The organism is Nocardia sp. NPDC127526, assembly GCF_042672265.1.
GTDB lineage: Bacteria > Actinomycetota > Actinomycetes > Mycobacteriales > Mycobacteriaceae > Nocardia.
On record NZ_JBHXVO010000021.1, the window covers coordinates 72,793 to 92,144 of the forward strand.

The following is a 19,352-nucleotide window of genomic DNA, read 5'->3' on the forward strand; positions in this document are numbered from 1 at the left end:
CCGCATACGGGTCCGGCACTCCCAATGGGAGGGCCGGACCCGTTGCTTATGCAAAAAGCGACAACTGATTTCGTACGGTCCGGGTAACTCCCGGGGTACCCCCAAAAAATCGGTGTGGCACCCAACCGCCGCCACGCGTGCCCAACGGTCAACGGCTCCTTGGCCGGGCGCTGGATATGCGGGGAGGCGGGACTGTGGCGGGGGAGCCCAGGGCGCGGGAAACGGCTGGCTCGCGGAGGAATTCGCGGATGGCGGCGTTCACGGCGACCGGGTGGGTCATATTGGCGGTCTGGCGGGCGCCGTCGATCTCCAGGTAGCGGGAGTCGGGGAGGCGGTCGGCGAGTTCACGGGCCAGGGCGCGCGGGACCGTGCTGTGGGTCGGGTGGATGACCAGTGTGGGGCAAGTGATTTCGGGTAGTCGGTCGAGCAGTGAATCACGGCCCAGCAGGGCGCCCGCCGCCACCTCGGTGGTGCTGGGATCGCGGGCCAGCCAGCGCTTCACCCAGACGCCGCGGTACCAGTCGTCCGCGCCGATCAGCCAGTGCGCCAGGTGTTCGGCCAGCGGCCCGCGCTGCGCGTTCTCGTACCACTTGTCCAGGAATCGGCGCGCATTGCCGAGTTCCCCCGGCGTCGGCTCCCGCGCCTCGGTGCTGATGAGCACCAGTGCCGCAATGCGTTCCGGGGCCAGCAGCGCGGTGCGCAGCGCGATGTAGCCGCCCTGCGAAATCCCGCCCGCCACGGCACGTTCCACGCCGAGCTGGTCCAGTACGGCCAGCGCGTCGCGGGCGCAGGTCCAGAAGGTGAAGGGCAGGCCCTTGTCCCGAGTCTTGCCGTGGCCGCGCGCATCCCAGGGCACCAGCCGGAACTCCGGGGTCAGCGAGGCCAGCTGTGATGCGAACATCGTTCGGTCCATGAGGAATTCGTGCCCGAGCAAGACCACCGGACCGTTGCCTCCCGAGTCCTCGTAGTGGACTTCGGCATCGATCGCATGGGCGAATGGCACGAAATAGAGGATAGCCAGCCCCGGTGACAAACCGAGCTGCTTTGCCACCCACCACACAGTGTGTGTCAGTCGACCCGCCGTTCCGGGCCGGAGGAGAGTTGTCCCACCTCCGTTGTGTTCCAGGTCGCTCACTAGACTGTGCGCGTGGCAGAAACCCAGCGACCAGTCCTTGTTGTCGACTTCGGTGCGCAGTACGCGCAGTTGATCGCGCGCCGGGTGCGCGAGGCCAGCGTCTACTCCGAGGTGGTTCCGCACACGATCACCGTCGAGGAGATCGCCGAGAAGAAGCCGCAGGCGGTGATTCTGTCGGGTGGACCCTCCAGCGTGTACGCCGAGGGCGCGCCCCAGCTGGATCCGCGGCTGTTCGACCTCGAGGTGCCGGTCTTCGGTATCTGCTACGGCTTCCAGGCCATGGCCCAGGCGCTCGGCGGGACCGTCGCGCACACCGGGACCCGCGAATACGGCCGCACCGAACTCAGCGTGGACGGCGGCATCCTGCACGGCGGCCTGCCCACCCGGCAGCCGGTGTGGATGAGCCACGGCGACGCCGTCACCGACGCCCCCGCCGGCTTCGAGGTCACCGCGACCTCCGCCGGCGCGCCTGTCGCGGCCTTCGAGGATCGGGCGCGGCGGCTCGCGGGTGTGCAATACCACCCGGAGGTGCTGCATTCGCCGCACGGCCAGCAGGTGCTGAGCCGCTTCCTGCACGAGATCGCCGGCATTCCCGGCGCTTGGACGGCGTCGAATATCGCTGAGGCGCTCATCGCGCAGGTGCGCGAGCAGGTCGGCGACGGGCACGCCATCTGCGGCCTGTCCGGCGGCGTCGACTCCGCGGTGGCGGCGGCGCTGGTGCAGCGCGCCATCGGCGACCGGCTGACCTGTGTGTTCGTCGATCACGGGCTGCTGCGCGCGGGTGAGCGCGAGCAGGTGCAGCGTGATTTCGTGGCCGCGACCGGGGCGAAGCTGGTGACCGTCGACGCGGTGGACAAGTTCCTCGGCGAGCTGAAGGGCGTCACTGATCCGGAGGAGAAGCGCAAGATCATCGGCCGCGAGTTCATCCGGTCGTTCGAGGACGCGGTCTCCGAGGTCGTCGGCGAGCAGGGTGAGACCAAGGTCGAATACCTGGTGCAGGGCACCCTCTACCCGGACGTGGTCGAATCCGGCGGCGGCACCGGCACCGCGAACATCAAGAGCCACCACAATGTCGGCGGCCTGCCCGACGATCTGGAGTTCTCCCTCGTCGAGCCGCTGCGCCTGCTGTTCAAGGACGAGGTGCGCGCCGTCGGCCGCGAGCTCGGGCTGCCCGAGGAAATCGTTGCGCGCCAGCCGTTCCCGGGTCCGGGCCTGGCCATCCGCATTGTCGGCGAGGTGACCGCCGACCGGCTGGACACACTGCGCCAGGCCGATGCCATCGCCCGTGAGGAGCTCACCGCGGCCGGGCTCGACAAGCAGATCTGGCAGTGCCCGGTCGTGCTGCTGGCCGATGTCCGCAGCGTCGGCGTGCAGGGCGACGGGCGCACCTACGGGCATCCGATCGTGCTGCGCCCGGTGTCCTCCGAGGACGCCATGACCGCCGACTGGACCCGCCTGCCCTACGAGGTGCTCGAGCGCATCTCCACCCGCATCACCAATGAGGTGGCGGAGGTCAACCGCGTGGTGCTCGACGTGACGAGCAAGCCGCCGGGGACCATCGAATGGGAGTGAGCCATTCCGCCTCCCCGCGACTTTAGCGGGCGGCCGGGTGCCGTTGTCCGTCGTGCACCCGTGCCGGCGGTCGGGTGCCGAACCGACTTTGGGGGTGCCCCCGGAGTTACCCGGACCGGACGAAATCAGTTGTCACCTCACGAAAGCGGGGCCGCGATCCGTATCGGATCGCGGCCCCGCTCGTTGTGCCGGACGACCATTCCCGGTGGTCTCCGGCGGTCCGCGCTTGCCTGGGCCACTATTCCTTGTGCTTGCGCGGGGAGAGGACCAGGACGATGCCGACCACGATGGCGGCGATCACCACGATCCAGCCGAGCGACAGTCCACTCGACACCGGCCAGGACGGTCCGATGAAGGCCCAGACGCTCACACCCAGGCCCAGCAGGCCGGCCAGGAGCAGGGAGAAGGACGGTCGGCGAGTCTTCTTGTCAGCCACGGTTCACCTCGGCGGTTCCCATCTGGACGTCCACGGTCAGGTTCAGCACGGGGCCGGTGGGCGGGCCGGACATGCCGTTCACGCAGTTCGAATCACCCATGCCCACATTGCAGATGGTGTTCACCCGCAGATCCTGCGGCAGCAGCACCCGGGCATCGCCCATGCGCACCGAGAGCTCGACCGAACGATCCGCGTCCAGTTTCAGGTTGCTCAGATCGAGGGTGCCGGTGCCCATGGACACGTGATATTCGGGCTGTAGTTCGCTCGCGGTGGCGGCGACCCAGGCCCGGTCACCCATGGAGCCGCGGTCGAATTCGATCGGGCCGATGAGCGAGGACAGGATCACGAATCCGGCCAGCGGGGCCAGCACCACCATGAGCCCGTAGCCGCGGCGCAGGAAGGCGCCGATGATCAGGCCGAGGCCGATCACCGCCAGGGCGGCGGCGCCGATGCGGCCCGGGGTCATCCACTCGGCGCCCGCGGCCGCCACCGCACCGGCCGCCGCGGCGGCCAGCAGGGAGAAGCCGATGATCACCGGGGTGAAGCGCGAGCGCGGGCGGCGCGGGGGCGCCTGCACCGGATGCGGTGCGGCCGGGGCGGGTTCGGGCAGGTCCCAGGCCATCGGGGCCACGCCAAGCGGATCCCAGCCGGGCGGGGTGGGGCCGAACTCCGGGGAGATCGGGGCCGGGCCGTAGGTGGCGTACGGGCGTTCGCCGGTGGGCGGGATGCGGTGCAGGGCAGAGGGTTTCTCGGCCACCGGGGTCAGATCACGGGGTTCGGCCAGTTCCTCGGCTGCGGCGTCGCGCGGCTCGGAGTCCGGCGACGATGCGCCGGTGGACGGCGACGCGGTGGTCGCGCTCTTGACGAGCGAGGTCGGAGTGGATTTCGGCTGTTCCTCCGGGCTGGGCGAAACATCGCCGCTCGCACCGGATTCCGCGCCTTCTACCGCTGCATCGGGTTTGTGCAGCACAACTGTCTCCTGGGTGTCAGGGTCGGTGTGCGCCGGCGGAACATCCTGCAAGGTAGGCGGTTCGGCCCGCAACACCGCGGTGTCCTGCCACCCCGCCGCAGCGCCGGCGTCGGTGGCCTCGTCGATCGACTGCTCGGCGGCAGGCGCAACGCTCTGCTTCGCGAGCACTTCCGTCGGAGCCTCGGCGTTGCGCCGCGGGTCCGGTTCCGGCTCATAGTGATCCGGCAGCTTGGTGTACGGCCCGTAGGTCTCGAACGGCGCGGTGGTGCCCGGATACCCGGTCCAGTACGGCGAATTGGCGACCGGGTAGCCCGTGACGATCGGGTCACCCGCGTAGTCCAGATATCCGGCCGGCGGCTGCGGCTGCCGCTGATGCAGCAGCCACCACCCGGCCAGCATGAGCACCATGCTGATCGCCCCCGACCCGCCGAGCCCCACCCCGACCGGTCCCATCGTGCTCACGGCGATCCCCAACGCCACCATGAGCACGATGGTCTTCGACGAGTGCTGCGAACTCTGCCCCTTGCCGAAGAGGGACTCCGCCGCCGACGTCTGATCCCCCTCCTGACTCAGCAGCAGCCACGCCAGCAGGTAGAGCACGATCCCGGCCCCGCCGAACAGCGCCGACACCACGAACGCCACTCGCACCAGCACCGGATCCACGTTGTACCGCCGCCCGAACCCGGCGGCCACCCCCGCGATCGGCCCCTGATGCGGCAGCCTCACCGGCCGCGTCCGCCACATGTCATGCACCTGATCCGCGAACTTGGCACGCCCGGTGCCCGTGGACCCGTCGCTCGTTCTCGTCATGGATTCCATCGTGGCGGCGGGTGCTCATCGGGCGCATCGGGGATCACCCTGAATCGGCACCTGAAGTTGGGGCGAGCAGGATCAGTTGCAGGGCGGATCGAAGGGGAGTTGCGGGAGGTAGCGCTGCCACAGCTCCTCGGTCAGCAGCGTGCCGCTCCTCGAGCAGATCCGGTCGATAGCGTGCTGTTCGTCCAAGTCCCACAGTCGAATCGCGCCGTTCATGCCGATGGCCGCAACGGTACGGCTGTCTGGATGGAACGTGACGCCCCATTGCTGCTCGGCGGGTTCGACCGGCGGGGGACCGACCTTTCGAGGTCTCGATCGATCCGAGAGGTCCCACCACTCGCCGCCACCACGGGTCACCGAGCTCAGCCTGGTGAGGCCCTCGACGGAGAAGCGCAACGATCCAGGTGACCGGGAATCCTCCGCGATCGGATCGCTGAGCGGCGCGGGCCGCGCCGGGTCGGTGATGTCCCAGCTCTGTATCGCGTCGTGATCGATGATGAGCATTGTGCGCTGGTCCGGTGTCACCAGCGTCCTGGAGCCGTATTCGGATCCGTTCCTATTGCGGTGCAGCAGATCACCGAGCAGGCGTGGCCGCTGCGGGTCGGTGATGTCCCACTGGCTCAGGGCGATGGTAGTGCTGGTGCTGGTCACGAGTTCTTGGTATACGAACAGTGACCTGCTGTCCGGAGCGAACGTCGGTATGGACGAATGGTCGGGTTCCAGCGGAATCGTGGCGCCGATCGCGGCCGGGCGGGCGAGGTCGGACAAGTCCCACAGCTGAATCGCGCTGTCGCCGGCCGTGGCGGCCATTCGCCAATCCGCGCTGATACGCAGCGTCGTCCACTGCCCGAGTTGCCAATCCGACAGTAGCCGGATCCGCGCCGGGTCGGACAGGTCCAATACCTGGGCGATCCCGGATGCGGACCCGCTCACCATCACCAAGGCGCGACCATCGGGAGACAGGTGGCCGCGGCTGAAGCCCGCCGGTATTCGATACTCGCCGAGCCGATTCGGCGCTTGCCGATTCCGGATGTCCCATACTGCGATGCGGCCGTCGCTGGAGTAGGTCACCATCCGATTGCCGCTGCCGTCGAACAGCGGCGGTTCCGGAGTGCCGGTGTGCCCGGTGAGCAAGGACGGCGGCACTGACCAGGCCTGGAGTTCGCCGTCAACACCACCAACCAATAGAGTTCGCCCATCCGAGGCGAAGGTGAACACATAGGGCGAGCCGTCGCAGGAGATAGTGGTGCTACCGAAGCGGCATGTCGCCTCGTTGACCGACAACTCCTGTGTGATCACGTTGTGGTGCCCGGGGTCGGCCGCGTTCCACAGCGTGAGGCCATCCTTGCTCGCTGTCGCCAAGACTGCACTGTCCGGGCTGAAGGCCAGCCGGGGCTCGTTCGAGCCGAGGTCCAAATCCGCTCCCGCTTGCCGGGGGTTCGCGAGGTCGGTGAGGTCCCAGAACCGGGCGAGGTAGCTGCCTCCGCTGTAGGCGAACTCGGGCCAGGCGCTGCCGGCGGTGCCGACCGCCAGCGTCTTGCCGTCCGGACTGAAGACCAGATCGTAGATACCCGCATCGCCGGAACCGAGCCGGTCGACCACTATTTTCGGTGTGCTGGTGTCGCCCACCTGTAACAGCTGGACGGATGCTCGGTTCGCATCGTTGTCACCCGCGCCCCGGCTGATCGCCAGTACTCGCCCATCGGCGCTGACCGCGAGCTCGGGTGAGGGGAGCGTTTGCCACGGCTGGTGGTAAAGCTCATGGGGCGGGCCGGGTTTCGGAGCGACGGGATTGCTCATGTCCCACAAGGTCAGACGAGCGGGGGTCATCGTGACCAAGAAGCGGCCGCCGCCGGCGAACGCCATCTCGATGACTCCGCGATCCGCAGGTGCCGGCAGCACGGCGAGCTCGCGAGGATTCTCCGGGTCTCGCACATCCCAGATCCGCGTGCCCGCATCCTCCTTGCTGGTCGCCATCAGGCTGCCATCCGGGCTGAAGGCGACATAGCTGACGTCGTCGAGCGGCTTGCCCAACTGCCGGGCGCGGTGCGGGACGGTCACATCCCAGAGCCGAAGTGTGTTGTCCCAGCTGACCGATGCGAGCACGCCATCGGCCCGGTAATCCAGCTGCCAGATGCCGTCGGCGTGGCCGGGGGTGCTCGTGAGCAGCGGCATGCTTTGGGTCTGTAGCAGTTTGGTGCGTGCGTCCGGATCGCCGGGTCGCATGCGCCAGGCGACCAGATTCAGCTGGGCCGCCAGTGATGGGTCGATATCCCGCAGGCGGTCCGCTTCGGCGAGGACGGCGGCGAAGTTCTGATCGTCGCGGCGCTGCTGGGCCAGTTCGGTCTGCGTGTACGCCGCGAATCCGAGTGCCAGTAGCGCCACAGCCAGTAGCGCGAGGAGCGCTTTGCTGCGGGATGCGCGGCGGCGGGTTCGGTTGCGGGCGGTCACCGCGGCCGCGAGGAAGTCGGTGGCCAGCGGGCCGACCGGCGGTGGATCCACATTGTCGAGGGCGTTGTGCAGGCGGGTGCCGCGGTAGAGGAGGGAGGAATCGCGTTCTTGGGCAGCCCATTCCGCGGCATCGACCTCCAGACGCTGGCGGACGAGGTAGCCGACGCGGTCCTCGTCTATCCAGGTGCGCAGGCGGGGCCAGGCGGTGAGCATGATTTCGTGGGTGAGGGTTACGGCGTCCGCGTCGAGGGTGATGAGGCGGGTGCGGGAGAGCAGTTCCAGTGCGGCCGTGGCGTCTTCGGGGTTGGGGGCGCGGCGCAAGAGGTCCGGGCGTTGGGCGGTGCGGCGGGTGTCGCGGGAGTCCTGGCCTACCGTGATGAGGCCGAGGAGGATTTCCCTGGCGGCGGATTGCTGGGTGGGGGAGAGTTCGTTCCAGGCGTATTCGGCGGTTTCGGCGACCGAGCCGACGACGCCGCCCGCCTTGCGGTAGCCGGATGTGGTGAGGCGGCGGCCTTCTCGGTGTTGCCAGATGGCGGCCATGACGTGGGAGAGCAGGGGGAGGGCGCCCGGGTCGTAGGTGCGGCGGCCGTGATGGTCGCCGGCGCCGCACAATTCGGTGATGACCAACTCTTCCAAACCTGGCTCCAGCTCCAGACCTACTGCGCGGGCGGGGCCGGAGATAGCCTGCGCCAGTTCGTCCATGCGCATCGGGCCCAGCAGGTAGCTGCGGCGTTCGAGGGCGTCTTGGAGGATCAGGTAGTTGAGGCAGTGGGCGTAGAAGTCGGCACGTAACGCGATCACGACGGCGATCGGGTCGTCGGTGCGGGTGGCGCAGCGGTCCAGGGCCGCGAGGAAGTCCTCGCGGTCGCGTTCGCTGTCGCAGGTGGTGAACAGTTCCTCGAACTGGTCGATGATCAGCAGCCGGCGCGGGCCATCGGGGCGCGGGGACAAGACGGCCGGTGCCGCGTCCGCAGGCGTCGGGGGCGCGACGATCGCCCGCTCCGGCGCAGCCGCTTCCCGCGGAGTCGGCGGGCCGGACTCCCTCGCGACCGGCTCGGGGCCGGTTGCGGGCCGCCGCGTTCGGCTGGCCGGTTGCGAGGTGGAGGGCAGCGCATGATCCGCCAGTTGCGTTGTGGTCGTGTCGAGTTGCGTGGCGGACGGGTCCGGCGCGGACGCGGTCGCGTCGAGGAGCGCCGGCAGCGGGTGCTTGCCCGGGGTGAAGGCGATCACCTCCCATTCGGCGAAGGCGGGGGCGAGGCCCGCTGCCAGCAGTGAGGACTTGCCGGCTCCGGACGCGCCGACTACGGCGACGATTCCGGCGGCGTCGCGGACCAGGGCGGTGAGTTCGGTGGTGGGGCGGGTGCGGCCGAAGAAGAGGTCGCGGTTTTCCCTGCGGTAGGAGTTGAGGCCGAGGTAGGGGCAGGCTGCTTCGCTGTCGTCTTCCGGGGTCCAGGTGGTGGCGGATTGCCAGAGGCGTTGCCATTCCCGGGGTTCCGCTAGCTCGCGGGTGAGATCACCGCCGGATTTGCGGGCCAGGTCGGCGAGGGTGAGGACGACCGGGAGCAGGGATTCGAAGCGGGCCGGGACATTCCGGCCCGCCTTCCAGTCGCTGATGCGCTGGGCGGAGGCGCCGCCGGTGCGCTTGCCCTGGGCGGCGCGCATCCGGGTTTCCGCGGCGGCCGCTACCCGGCGCAGGGTCGGATTGCCCGCGGCTTCATAGAGTTCGGTGAAGCGTTGCGCGAATAGTGCGCGGGGTGAACGGATCTGGCCTTCGATCGTGGTGTCCCCGGTCACCGCGATCGGTCCTGTATTCGATTTGCCCCCGCGAACATGAGGCCAATTTAGCGTCTGGGACGGGAAAATGCCGAAGCGGCGGCGGAGCGGGCCCCGCCGCCGCTGGGCATCGAGACGTCCTCGGCGCGAGCGGATCACAGGACGATCGGGTCGCCGATGACCCAGTCCGCCGCATCCGCCTCGGGGGAGGTGGCCTCGATGATCGTGTACGCCTGCACCGTCAGCGGGCCGCCGCACCCCTCGACGGTGAGGCGGTAGTCGCGGCCGACGATGTAGCCGGTGCCGCCCGGGGGCAGTTCCTTCTCCGACAGCTTGATGTCGGTGATCTTGCCGGGGGTGATGGACAGGTCGAAGCCGATGCCCGCGCCGAAGCTGGGGGTGATGTCGGCGCTCGCCAGCGGGGTCACGCCGGTCATGTCCACGCCGACACCGACATTCACGCCGGCGTCGATGCCGATATCGGCGTCGATGCTGAAGGTGACGTCCAGGTCGACGGCGCAGGCCACGAAGTAGCCGGTGCGGATTTTCCCGGTGCCGCCGGTGACGGCGCCGTAGGACGTGTTGTCCAGGTACACCTCCCGGCTGGTGGGCATGCCGTTCAACGGTGCGACCGGGCGGGCCGCATTGGCGGTGTGGCCGACGGTGACGGCCATGCCGTTGGGTGCGTCGAGCGTCTTCTCGTGCGGTGCGAGCGCCCAGGCGCCGGCGGTCCCCGCGAACGGTGCGCCGGCAATGAGACCCGCCGCGGCGATGGCGGCGGCGAGAGCGGTCTTGATGATCATGGTTGGTTCCTCCCCGAACCTGGGTGCGTACCGCTGCGGTAGCGGTCGCGGTAGGGCTGCTGCCCTGGTGGACTCGATCCCCCCTTCGGACCGAGTCCTCCGGGTGAGGCGCGCCGGCCTCGATGAGAAAGGTAGGGACGTCACCGGGGTCCGGCCGAGTGCGCGAGCGGCCGGAGTGTGGGAAATCCGCTGATGGGGAGGGGTTTCGCCGGTTTTCCGGTCCGGTCGCGCCGGTACCGGATTGCTGTCCGGACCGGACAAGCGGGCTCGCCGCGACGCCCTGGGCGGCTGTCCAGTCAGTACAGTTCCGGTGTGCCGACCCAGCGGGAACGACGTGAGGCGACCATTGCCAAACTGCTCGACGCGAGCATCGCGACCATTGACGAAATCGGGTATGCGCGCGCCTCGGTGAAGATCATCTCGGCGCGCGCCGGACTGTCCTACGGCGCGCTGTTCCGGCACTTCCCGACCATGAGCGATTTCATGGCCGCCACCGCGCGCGAGGCCGTGCGCCGGCAGGCCGAGACCGTCGCCGAGCGGTTCCGCGGGGTGGCGGCCGAGGCCGGGGGCACCGATCTGGATCGCGGCCTGGATGCGCTGCGCGAGGTGGCCGGGACCCCGGCGCACAACGCCATCCTGGAACTCACCATGGCCGCGCGCACCGATCCGTTCCTGCGCGCCGCGATGCAGCAGACCATGGTCGACCACGGCCTGATCATGATCGAGCTGACGCGCGAAGTGGTCGGCCGGGAACTGGATCTCACCGACGACGATCTCGTCGCCTTCACCTTCCTGATCGCCGACATCTTCGACAGCGAGGTCTTCCAGCGCCCACTGCGCGAGCGGCATCCGGAGATCGGCGCGCACCGGGTTCCGGTATTGCGGCGGATGCTCGAGCAGTTCCGCCGCACCGGACCGTGATCCGCGGCCGCGCTACCGCCGCATGGCGCTACTCCGGAATGGCAACGCTCAGTGGGATGTTCACCCAGCTGGGCGCGTCCGGATCCAGGCGCAGATGCTGTGGAGCGAGCTGACTGTCGACCAGGACCGGCGTCGGCGGCAGGCCCCGGGGGAAGTTGCTGGCGAAGACATCGACCCGCAGCCGGTGCCCGGGCTGCAGCACCGCGTCGATCGGTGTGAGCGCGAGATCCAGGGTGACCGGCACGCCCGGTTCGGTCAGCTGCCGCCGGTCGAGATCCAGGTAGAGCTCGGGTTTGGTGTAGTCGCCACTGGCCGAACGGGTGCTGCCCGCCTCGTCCACCGCGCGCAGCGAGGCCACCAGCTGGCCGGTGCTGATCTCACGGGACTGCCCCTCGGGCGCGACATCGTTCACAGTGACCACCCAGTACCCGTCGCGAGTGTCGTGAACGGCATTGAGGTGCACGGCGATCGGGCCGGAGATGGTCGTCGCCTCGGTCACCGGATTGCTGGTGAACGTGAGCCCGGCGTTCTCCCAGATGCGGCTGTCCTCACCGCAGGCCACCACGATGGCGGGCACACCGGCCCAAATCCGCGCGGTGTCACGGGAACACAGGCTCAGCAGGTTCGGGGCGATGGTCAGATCGCGCACGCCCTCCTGCAACGGCCGCGCCGACAGCATGCCGTCGTAGACCGAGGCGGCGGTGCCGGAATGCCGGTCGCTGAAGTACATCCGCTGGTGGGTCTGATCCGCGCGCGGGAACGATGGCATCGAAGTCCATTGCCCGCCCTGCTGTTTGACGGTGAGCGGGCTGTACTTGTCGATGCCGTTGTCGATGCCCTTGAGCCACTTGTCGAACCAGGCGCGCTGCAGCACATCCAGCCGCGGCGGCATACCCGGGTGGCCGAAGCCCGCCACGCCCGCGCCGACGTGGTAGCCGTCGCCCATGATCAGTTTCTTCTGCTCCATCGGCAGCGGGATGTTGTTGTAGGTCTCGGTGGCCGTGCTGCCGAAGATGTCGAACCACGCCTCGATGATGAAGGTGGGCGCGGTGACGTTCTCGACCGCGGTCTTCAGGCCGGTGCGGAACGGCGAATCCGGGTCGATGATCGCGCGGGTGCGCTCGCTGAGCTGATCGACCGTGGTGGCGCCGTAGGCATTGAGCACCACATCCATCATGGTCATCGGATCGGCGAGCCGGTCCCGCAGCCACCGCAACTGCTGCGCGGTGTCCCAGCGGCCCGCCAGCAGCGCCTCCACATCGGGTGTCATCTTGGACAGATTGACCGCCAGCAGCCAGAACGGCAGGAAGCCGAATCCGACTCCGCCGCCGGGCGCGACGATATCGTCGATCAGATCGCCGCTGGGCACATTGGCGAAGACCGCCTGCAGCGCCGGATGGCCGCGTTCGGCCGCCTGCAGTGCGGTGATGCCCGTGAACGAGGTGCCCATCGCTCCGACGGCGCCATTGCTCCAGGGCTGCGCGGCGATCCAGTCGATGACCTCCTCGGCGTCCTGGCGCTCACGCTCGCCGAAGACCTGCCACAGGCCCTCGGAGGTGCCGGTGCCGCGCAGGTCCAGCTGGACCAGGTGGTAGCCGCCCCGCACCAGATCGAGATTGTGCGCGGAAGCTTGCAGCACACCGGAATCCAGCTGGCGGGTGAGATCGGTCAGGCCGTCGAGGCCGGAGCCCGGGAAATTGAACGAGGCGATCCACGGCAGCAGCACGGTGTCGACGCCGGGAATCTCGAGCAGCGCCGCGGCCACATTGAGGGCGATCTTGCTGTAGCCCTGGATCTGCAGGACCGTCGGCAGCTTCTCGTCGGTGCGCTTGCCGCCGTTGCCCGGATGGATGATGTCGGCCTTCAGCACGGTGCCGTCGCTCATGGTGATGGGCACGGCGAGATCCGGGAACATGTCCGAATACGGTTGCGGCCCATCGACGGTGGCGGTCCAGGCGGTGGCCGCGGCGCCGCCGTCGATGCCGGTGAACCCCTCCGGTGGTTCGCCGCCCCCGACCGGTGCGAGCTGTAGCGCGCAGACGGCGGCGGTGACCACCACCGCGCACCGCGCCCACCATCTGGTTCGTGCTGCTGATGTCATGAAGATGTTTCCCCGTTCCCTGCTCCGGCTGGCTACCGGCGGGTAGGACAGTAATGCGCGCCACAGTCGGCAATCAAGATAGTGATGGGTCACCATCTATTTTTGGCGGATTGTGTCAGGGTCCGAATCGGGGATGTACCTGATGTCACCTGTCGGGGATGCGTGCCAGTATCGAAGGCATGTATCCGCCTGCGCCCTTCATGGACCCTGCCCGCGGGGTGGCCGTGCAGCCACCGAAGCTGGTGCGGCGCTCCGGCGGGCGCGTGGTGGGCGGCGTGGCCGGCGGTGTCGCCGACCATTTCGGGATCGACGTGTTCAAGGTGCGGATGGCGTTCGTGCTGCTGTCCGCCTTGGCGGGGGCCGGCATCGTCGCCTACGGCATGTTGTGGATCTTCACGCCCAGCGGTGAGGACAAGGCGCCGGCGTCGGCGGCGGAGCGGCGGCAGGCCCTCGGGCTGGCCTTGCTCGGGTTGTCGCTGGCGGTGGCCACGGCCTGGTTGTTCAATGGCACGGCCGCGCACGTGGTGGGGCCGATCATTGTGGTGGCCATCGGCGCGGCGCTGGTGTGGCGCGAATTCGACGCGGAGGGACCGCGATCGGTCTTCGGGCACGCCTCGGTGGTCACCTGGGCGCGGATCGTCGGCGGGGCGACGCTGATCGTCGTCGGGCTGGGCGTGGTGGTGCTGGCGCGGATCAATCTGAGTTCGCTGGGGTCGGCGCTGCTGGCCGTCGCGGTGACCCTGATCGGCGCCGGGTTGCTCACCGTGCCGCTGTGGTTGCGCATGGTGCGAGCGCTGAACGATGAACGGGCGGCGCGGATCCGGAACGAGGAGCGTGAGGAGATCGCCTCGCATCTGCACGATTCGGTGCTGCAGACACTGGCGTTGATCCAGCGGCAGGCCGGGGATCCGCAGGAAGTGGTGCGGCTGGCGCGCAGTCAGGAACGCGAGCTACGCAAGTGGCTGTTCGACGACACCGGGCCGGCGCAATCCAGTCTGGCGGCGGCGCTGCGCACCATCGCGGGCGAGGTGGAGGATCAGCACGGGGTGAAGGTGACGCCGGTGACCGTGGGCGATGTGTCCATGGATATCGACGACAGCGGAACCGGGCTGCCGAAGGAGCATTTCACCGCCCTGCTGGGCGCCACCCGCGAGGCGCTGGTGAATGCGGCCAAGCATGCCGAGGTGCCGGCCATCGACCTGTTCGCCGAGGCCGAACCGCATCAGGTGAGCATCTTCGTGCGCGATCGCGGCAAGGGTTTCGATATCGACGCCGTCGACGGCGACCGGCAGGGCCTGGCCAGATCCATTCGCGCCCGCATCGAACGCCGCGGCGGGCACGTGGAGATCCAGTCCGCCCCGGGGCGCGGCACCGAGGTGCGAATCACCATGCCGCGCAAGGACGGCGCGGACGACCGGATCGTGGTGCAGCACGAGGAGCCGGTGTCGGAGGAGCCGGCGTCCGAGGAATCGGCGTTGCCGAGTTGAGCCGATCGCGAATACGCCGCCGCGAAGGCGAGTCCGGGGCATGACGTGTTGGATGTGGTACCGATGAGGGTGGATTCGGTCCGTCAATCGAGGAGTATCAGGTGAGTGTCCGGGTGTTTCTGGTCGACGACCACGCCGTGTTCCGGTCCGGGGTGCGGGCCGAGCTGAGTCGGGAATCCGATATGGAAGTGGTCGGCGAGGCGGGCGGGGTGGCCGAGGCCATCGCCGGCATCAAGGCGACCGCGCCGGATGTGGTGCTGCTGGATGTGCACATGCCCGACGGCGGCGGCGTGGCGGTATTGCAGGGCATCGAATCCGGGCCGGTGTGCTTGGCGCTCAGCGTGTCCGACGCCGCCGAGGATGTGATCGCGGTGATTCGCGCCGGGGCGCGCGGCTATGTCACCAAGACCATCTCCGGACCGGAGCTGGCCGACGGCATTCGCCGGGTGTCCGGCGGCGACGCCGTATTCAGTCCGCGCCTGGCCGGTTTCGTGCTGGACTCCTTCACCGGCAAGTCCCCGGTTCCCGAGCCGCCGCTGGATCCGGAGCTGGACTCGCTCACCCCGCGTGAACTCGAGGTGCTGCGGCTGCTGGCTCGCGGCTACACCTACCGCGAGATCGCCGAATCCCTGTTCATCTCGGTGAAGACCGTGGAGACCCACGCCTCCAACGTGCTGCGCAAAACCCAGCAGTCCAATCGCAATGCGCTGACCCGCTGGGCCCACCGCCGCCGGATCGACTGAAACTCGCACTCCCTCTTGCCTCCGTGTGCCCGTTGCGTCGGCAACGGGCACACGAGAATCGAGAGTTCTACAGTGCCACCAGAATCACGATGATGATCAGCAGGCCGATGAGCAGCCCGATCGCTACGGCCAGCGGCCCGGCGTTCGGCCCCAGGCCGGACAGGTCGAAGCCCTTCGACTTCGGTTGCGGGGCAACGGGGGTCGCCGCGGTCTGCCGCTGCGGGCGGGGGAGCGGGCTGGAGTTCGGGCTGCGCAGGCCCGCGGCGGAGTTGCGGGCCGCCCAGGCCGGGATGGTGCCGTCCTCGGTGCGCACCGGTGCGCCCAGAATGTAGGGCGCGGTGCCGGGACCGAATGCGGCGGTGAGGATTTCATTGCGCGCCTCGGTCATGGTGGGGCGGCGCTGCGGGGCCGGTTCCATCATGTGCAGCAGGGCGGCGGTGAGCACGCCGGTGCGCTCCGGCGGAATGATCTGCGCCATGGCGGCGCGTTCCACGATCACATTGCTGTCGTCGTCGAAACCGTAGGGCGGGCGGCCCTCGATGGCGGTGTAGAGCGTTGCGCCGAGCGAGAATACGTCGCTGGCGGTGGTCGGCTGGGCGCCGCGCGCGACCTCCGGCGGCAGGTAGGCCGGGGTGCCGGTGATGACGTCGCCGATTTCGTCGGAGGGTTCGCCGGCGGCGCTGGAGATGCCGAAGTCGCTGAGCTTCACCATGCCGACCTCGTCGCCGCGGTCGGCGACCAGGATATTGCCGGGTTTGATATCGCGGTGCACGATGCCGGCGGTGTGCGCGGCGGCCAGGGCGTCCGCGACCTGCGCGCCGATCTGCGCGACCTCGATGGGCGAGAGCAGATCCACCAGCGACAGCGCCTTGGCGACGCTGCGCGAGGGCAGGTATTCCATGACCAGCCAGGGTTCCCCGGCCTCGAGCACCACGTCGTAGACGGCGATGGCGTGCTCGTGCGAGAGTTTGGCCGCGACCCGGCCCTCGTGCATGATCCGCCGCCGGACCTCATCGGCCTCTCGTTCGTCGAGGCCGGCGATGGAAAGCACCTGTTTGATGGCCACATCGCGCTTGAGCATGCGGTCGTGTGCCAGCCACACCGCGCCCATGCCGCCGCCACCGAGCTTCGATTGCAGACGATAGCGGCCGGCGACCAGGTAATCGGGGCCGACGATGGGGCGGGCGCGTTCGGTCACGGGTGCAGGGTAGCGGAAAACCATCCTGACTGGCCTGGTTCGCTGCCCGAGGTTTGCGCCACTGCCTCTTGACGCGCGCCGAGGCTCGAGTTCTACTATCCAGGAATCGAACGTATGTGCGATTATGTCAGGTAGCTGGATCGGTGCCCGGGTCCCCGTCGGTTGAGAGAGGTGGTCGATAGATGGGTTCGGCTGGGGAAGCGAAACAGCAGCGGATCGCAGAGCTGCGGCGGCGCATGGCCGCGATTCCGGCGCGTGGTGCGGAGCCGTCGGCGCAGGTGCCCGCGGCTGCGGAACTCCAGCGCGAGTCGCTGCCCGTACCGGCCGCACTCGAAAACCTGTTGCCGGACGGCGGTTTGGTCAAGGGCTCGGTGGTCGCCTACACCGGCGCCAGTTCCCTACTGTCCGGTTTGCTGGCCACCGTCACCGCGTCCGGCGCCCACGCCGCCGTCGTCGGCCTCCCGCGCCTGGGCTTGCTGGCAGCTGCGGAAATGGGCGCGCGTCTGGACCGACTCGCCGTGGTCGCCAGCCCCGGCTCCGAGGCTCTCGAAGTTGCCTCAGTTTTGCTCGACGGCCTGGACCTGGTGGTCCTCGACCTGAACGGCGCGTCCGTCCCCCTCACCCGCACTCGGATCCTCACCGCCAAGGCCCGCAGCAAGAACGCCACCCTGTTGGTCACCGGCGGCTCCTGGTCCGGCCCGGCCCTGCGCATCGACACCCGCATCGCCGGCTACGGCGGCCTCGGCCGCGGCTGCGGCCGCCTCCGCACCGTCAGTCTCGCCGTCGAAGTCCACAGCCGCTCCGCCCAACCCCGCACCGGCCACCTGGCCCTGTGCCCGGGCAACGGCCGAGTCGAATGGGTCGAGACGAAACAAGCCGCCGTCGAACCTCTTCGCCCGGTCCGCCATGCCGTCTCCTGAGCGGATCCGCGCCCTCGCGGCCTGCCCGCTCGAGTGTGCAGGCGCACGGCATGTCGCTTCCTGAGCGCCTGGCCGATAGCTCTGCCCGTCGTCTCGGCGCGAATTCTCCCCGTCGTTCCGGCGCGAATTCTCCCTGTCATTCCGGCGTGCTTTTGGCCGGAATCTACCGGGCCGCTGTGGATCCCGGCCAAAAGTACGCCGGGATGACGAGCGGGACACATGCCGGGATGACGAGCGGGACACATGCCGGGATGACGAGCGGGACTTCTGTTCGGTTGCGCGGTGACAGTGGCTGGCCGCTCGGCGGCAGTGGGGTGAAGCGGGGCAATGATTTTCGGTTCGGTCGGCGCCTCGGCGCCATGGTGGTGAGGCGCGGGTGAAGGCGCGGCGGGTGCTGGCGGTGTGGTGCCTGGATTGGCCCGCGGCGGCGGCTGCCGCCGAGGCGGGGGCGCCGGTCACGCAGGCGGTGGCGGTGCTCTCGAACGGCAAGGTGGTCGCGTGTTCGGCGGTGGCGCGGGCGGAGGGGATCCGGCGCGGGCTGCGGAAGCGGGAGGCGCAGGCGTGTTGTCCGGATCTGCTGGTGGCGCAGGAGGATTCGGATCGGGACGGGCGGTTGTTCGAACCGGTGGTGGCGGCGGTCGATGCGACGGTGCCGGGGGTGGAGGTGCTGCGGCCCGGACTGCTGGTGCTGGGGGCGCGCGGGGCGGCGCGGTTCTTCGGATCGGAGGAGGCGGCGGCCGAGCGGCTGGTGGACGCGGTGGCGGCGGTCGGGGTGGAATGCCAGATCGGGATTGCCGACGAGCTGTCCACGGCGGTGCTCGCGGCCCGGCGCGCCACCATCGTGCCGCCGGGTAAGGGCTCGGAATTTCTTGCGCCGCTGCCGGTTTCCGAGCTCGCGGTGGAGCCGACGCTGGCCGCGCCGGAGCGTGGTGAGCTGGTGGATCTGTTGCACCGCTTGGGGTTGCGGCGGATCGGGGATTTCGCGGCGTTGACACCCGCCGAGGTGACCTCCCGCTTCGGGAAGGACGCCATTACGGCACATCGTTGCGCCCGCGCGGAACCGGAGCGGCCGCCCGCCTCCCGGCTGCCCGCGGTGGACCTGACGGTGGAACAGCGCTGCGATCCGCCGCTCGAACGCGTCGATACCGCCGCCTTCGCCGGGCGCATGCTCGCCGCCGAACTGCACACCAAACTGTCCGCGGCGGCGGTGGCCTGCACACGGCTGGCCATTCACGCCGAAACCGAAGCGGGCGAACAGCTCTCGCGGATCTGGCGGTGCGCCGAACCATTGACCCCGGAGAGTACGGCGGACCGGATCCGCTGGCAGCTGGACGGCTGGCTCACCCGGCGTGCGCTGCGGCAGGGCGGACCGACCGCGCCGATCACGCTGCTGCGGCTCGACCCGGTCGAAGTGGTGTCCTCCGGTGCGCTGCAACTGGGTCTCTGGGGCGGCGTCGGCGAGGACGAGGAGCGGGCGCGCCGGGCCCTGGCCCGGGTGCAGGGGCTGCTCGGCGGGGATGCGGTGCGGATGGGCGTGCTCAGCGGCGGCCGCGGGCCCGACGAGCGGATCACCCTGGTTCCGCTGGGGGACGAACCGGTGCCCGCGGCGGATCCGGCCCAGCCGTGGCCGGGGCGACTCCCGGAACCGGCCCCCGCCGTGGTGCTGCGGAATCGCCCCGAGGTGCGGCTGGAGTCGGCGGACGGGTCCCCGGTGTGGGTCACCGACCGGGGCCTTTTCACCGCCGACCCGGCGCGGCTGCATTGGGGCCGCCGCTCCTGGCCGCTACTCGGATGGGCCGGCCCATGGCCGCTGGACGACCACTGGTGGACTCACCGGTCCCGACGCGGCTTCGCCGCCCGCGCGCAAGTGCTGATCGACACCGCCGCCCGCGATCGCGTGCTGATCGACGCCGATCGCCGGGACTCGACCGACAGAGACCGCCGGGCCCTGCTGCTGCTCGGCTACGACCACAGCTGGCATGTGGAGGGCTTGTACGAGTGACGCCTGGACCGGCTCATCCGCATC

At 69.4% G+C, this 19,352-nt stretch carries 13 protein-coding genes; 6 read left to right on the plus strand and 7 right to left on the minus strand.

Features of this window, described 5'->3' with window-relative positions:
- Positions 1–148: 148 nt before the first annotated feature.
- Positions 149–1,003, minus strand: a complete 855-nt coding sequence (locus ACFVIV_RS27720) for an alpha/beta fold hydrolase (RefSeq protein ID WP_379201215.1) — start codon at positions 1,001–1,003, stop codon at positions 149–151.
- Between the two features lie 138 nt (positions 1,004–1,141).
- Here ACFVIV_RS27720 and guaA point away from each other — a divergent pair, with 138 nt between their 5' ends.
- A complete protein-coding gene (gene guaA / locus ACFVIV_RS27725; protein WP_379201217.1) occupies positions 1,142–2,707 on the plus strand; it encodes a glutamine-hydrolyzing GMP synthase in 1,566 nt (521 codons plus the stop codon).
- Positions 2,708–2,945: 238 nt separating this feature from the next.
- Here the strand turns inward: guaA and ACFVIV_RS27730 are convergent, their stop codons facing one another.
- From ACFVIV_RS27730 to ACFVIV_RS27745, 4 genes are all read right to left on the minus strand, one after another.
- The gene (locus ACFVIV_RS27730; RefSeq protein ID WP_379201219.1) at positions 2,946–3,143 is read right to left on the minus strand and encodes a hypothetical protein; all 198 of its coding nucleotides are present in this window, start codon (positions 3,141–3,143) and stop codon (positions 2,946–2,948) included.
- The gene (locus ACFVIV_RS27735) at positions 3,136–4,923 is read right to left on the minus strand and encodes a PspC domain-containing protein (RefSeq protein ID WP_379201220.1); all 1,788 of its coding nucleotides are present in this window, start codon (positions 4,921–4,923) and stop codon (positions 3,136–3,138) included. The genes ACFVIV_RS27730 and ACFVIV_RS27735 overlap by 8 nt, the downstream gene beginning before the upstream one ends.
- A gap of 81 nt (positions 4,924–5,004) precedes the next feature.
- The gene (locus ACFVIV_RS27740; RefSeq protein WP_379201222.1) at positions 5,005–9,174 is read right to left on the minus strand and encodes a WD40 repeat domain-containing protein; all 4,170 of its coding nucleotides are present in this window, start codon (positions 9,172–9,174) and stop codon (positions 5,005–5,007) included.
- 134 nt (positions 9,175–9,308) lie between these two features.
- Positions 9,309–9,956: an MspA family porin gene (locus ACFVIV_RS27745; protein ID WP_379201224.1), complete on the minus strand. Its 648-nt coding sequence runs from the start codon at positions 9,954–9,956 to the stop codon at positions 9,309–9,311.
- Positions 9,957–10,268: 312 nt separating this feature from the next.
- Here ACFVIV_RS27745 and ACFVIV_RS27750 point away from each other — a divergent pair, with 312 nt between their 5' ends.
- The gene (locus tag ACFVIV_RS27750) at positions 10,269–10,877 is read left to right on the plus strand and encodes a TetR family transcriptional regulator (protein WP_379201226.1); all 609 of its coding nucleotides are present in this window, start codon (positions 10,269–10,271) and stop codon (positions 10,875–10,877) included.
- 28 nt (positions 10,878–10,905) lie between these two features.
- On the opposite strand, the gene ACFVIV_RS27755 is transcribed toward ACFVIV_RS27750, so the two are convergent.
- Entirely contained in the window at positions 10,906–12,978 is a 2,073-nt protein-coding gene (locus ACFVIV_RS27755) for a CocE/NonD family hydrolase (protein WP_379201228.1), read from the minus strand.
- A 179-nt stretch (positions 12,979–13,157) separates the two neighbouring features.
- On the opposite strand from ACFVIV_RS27755, the gene ACFVIV_RS27760 reads away from it, so the two are divergent.
- Together ACFVIV_RS27760 and ACFVIV_RS27765 are read left to right on the plus strand one after the other, a co-directional pair.
- A complete protein-coding gene (locus ACFVIV_RS27760; protein ID WP_379201320.1) occupies positions 13,158–14,465 on the plus strand; it encodes a PspC domain-containing protein in 1,308 nt (435 codons plus the stop codon).
- Between the two features lie 101 nt (positions 14,466–14,566).
- Positions 14,567–15,208, plus strand: a complete 642-nt coding sequence (locus ACFVIV_RS27765) for a response regulator (protein WP_379201230.1) — start codon at positions 14,567–14,569, stop codon at positions 15,206–15,208.
- A gap of 67 nt (positions 15,209–15,275) precedes the next feature.
- On the opposite strand, the gene ACFVIV_RS27770 is transcribed toward ACFVIV_RS27765, so the two are convergent.
- Positions 15,276–16,430, minus strand: a complete 1,155-nt coding sequence (locus tag ACFVIV_RS27770) for a protein kinase (RefSeq protein WP_379201232.1) — start codon at positions 16,428–16,430, stop codon at positions 15,276–15,278.
- Between the two features lie 158 nt (positions 16,431–16,588).
- On the opposite strand from ACFVIV_RS27770, the gene ACFVIV_RS27775 reads away from it, so the two are divergent.
- A complete protein-coding gene (locus tag ACFVIV_RS27775; protein ID WP_379201234.1) occupies positions 16,589–17,326 on the plus strand; it encodes a hypothetical protein in 738 nt (245 codons plus the stop codon).
- A gap of 376 nt (positions 17,327–17,702) precedes the next feature.
- A complete protein-coding gene (locus ACFVIV_RS27780) occupies positions 17,703–19,328 on the plus strand; it encodes a DNA polymerase Y family protein (protein ID WP_379201236.1) in 1,626 nt (541 codons plus the stop codon).
- The last annotated feature ends 24 nt before the right edge of the window (positions 19,329–19,352 follow it).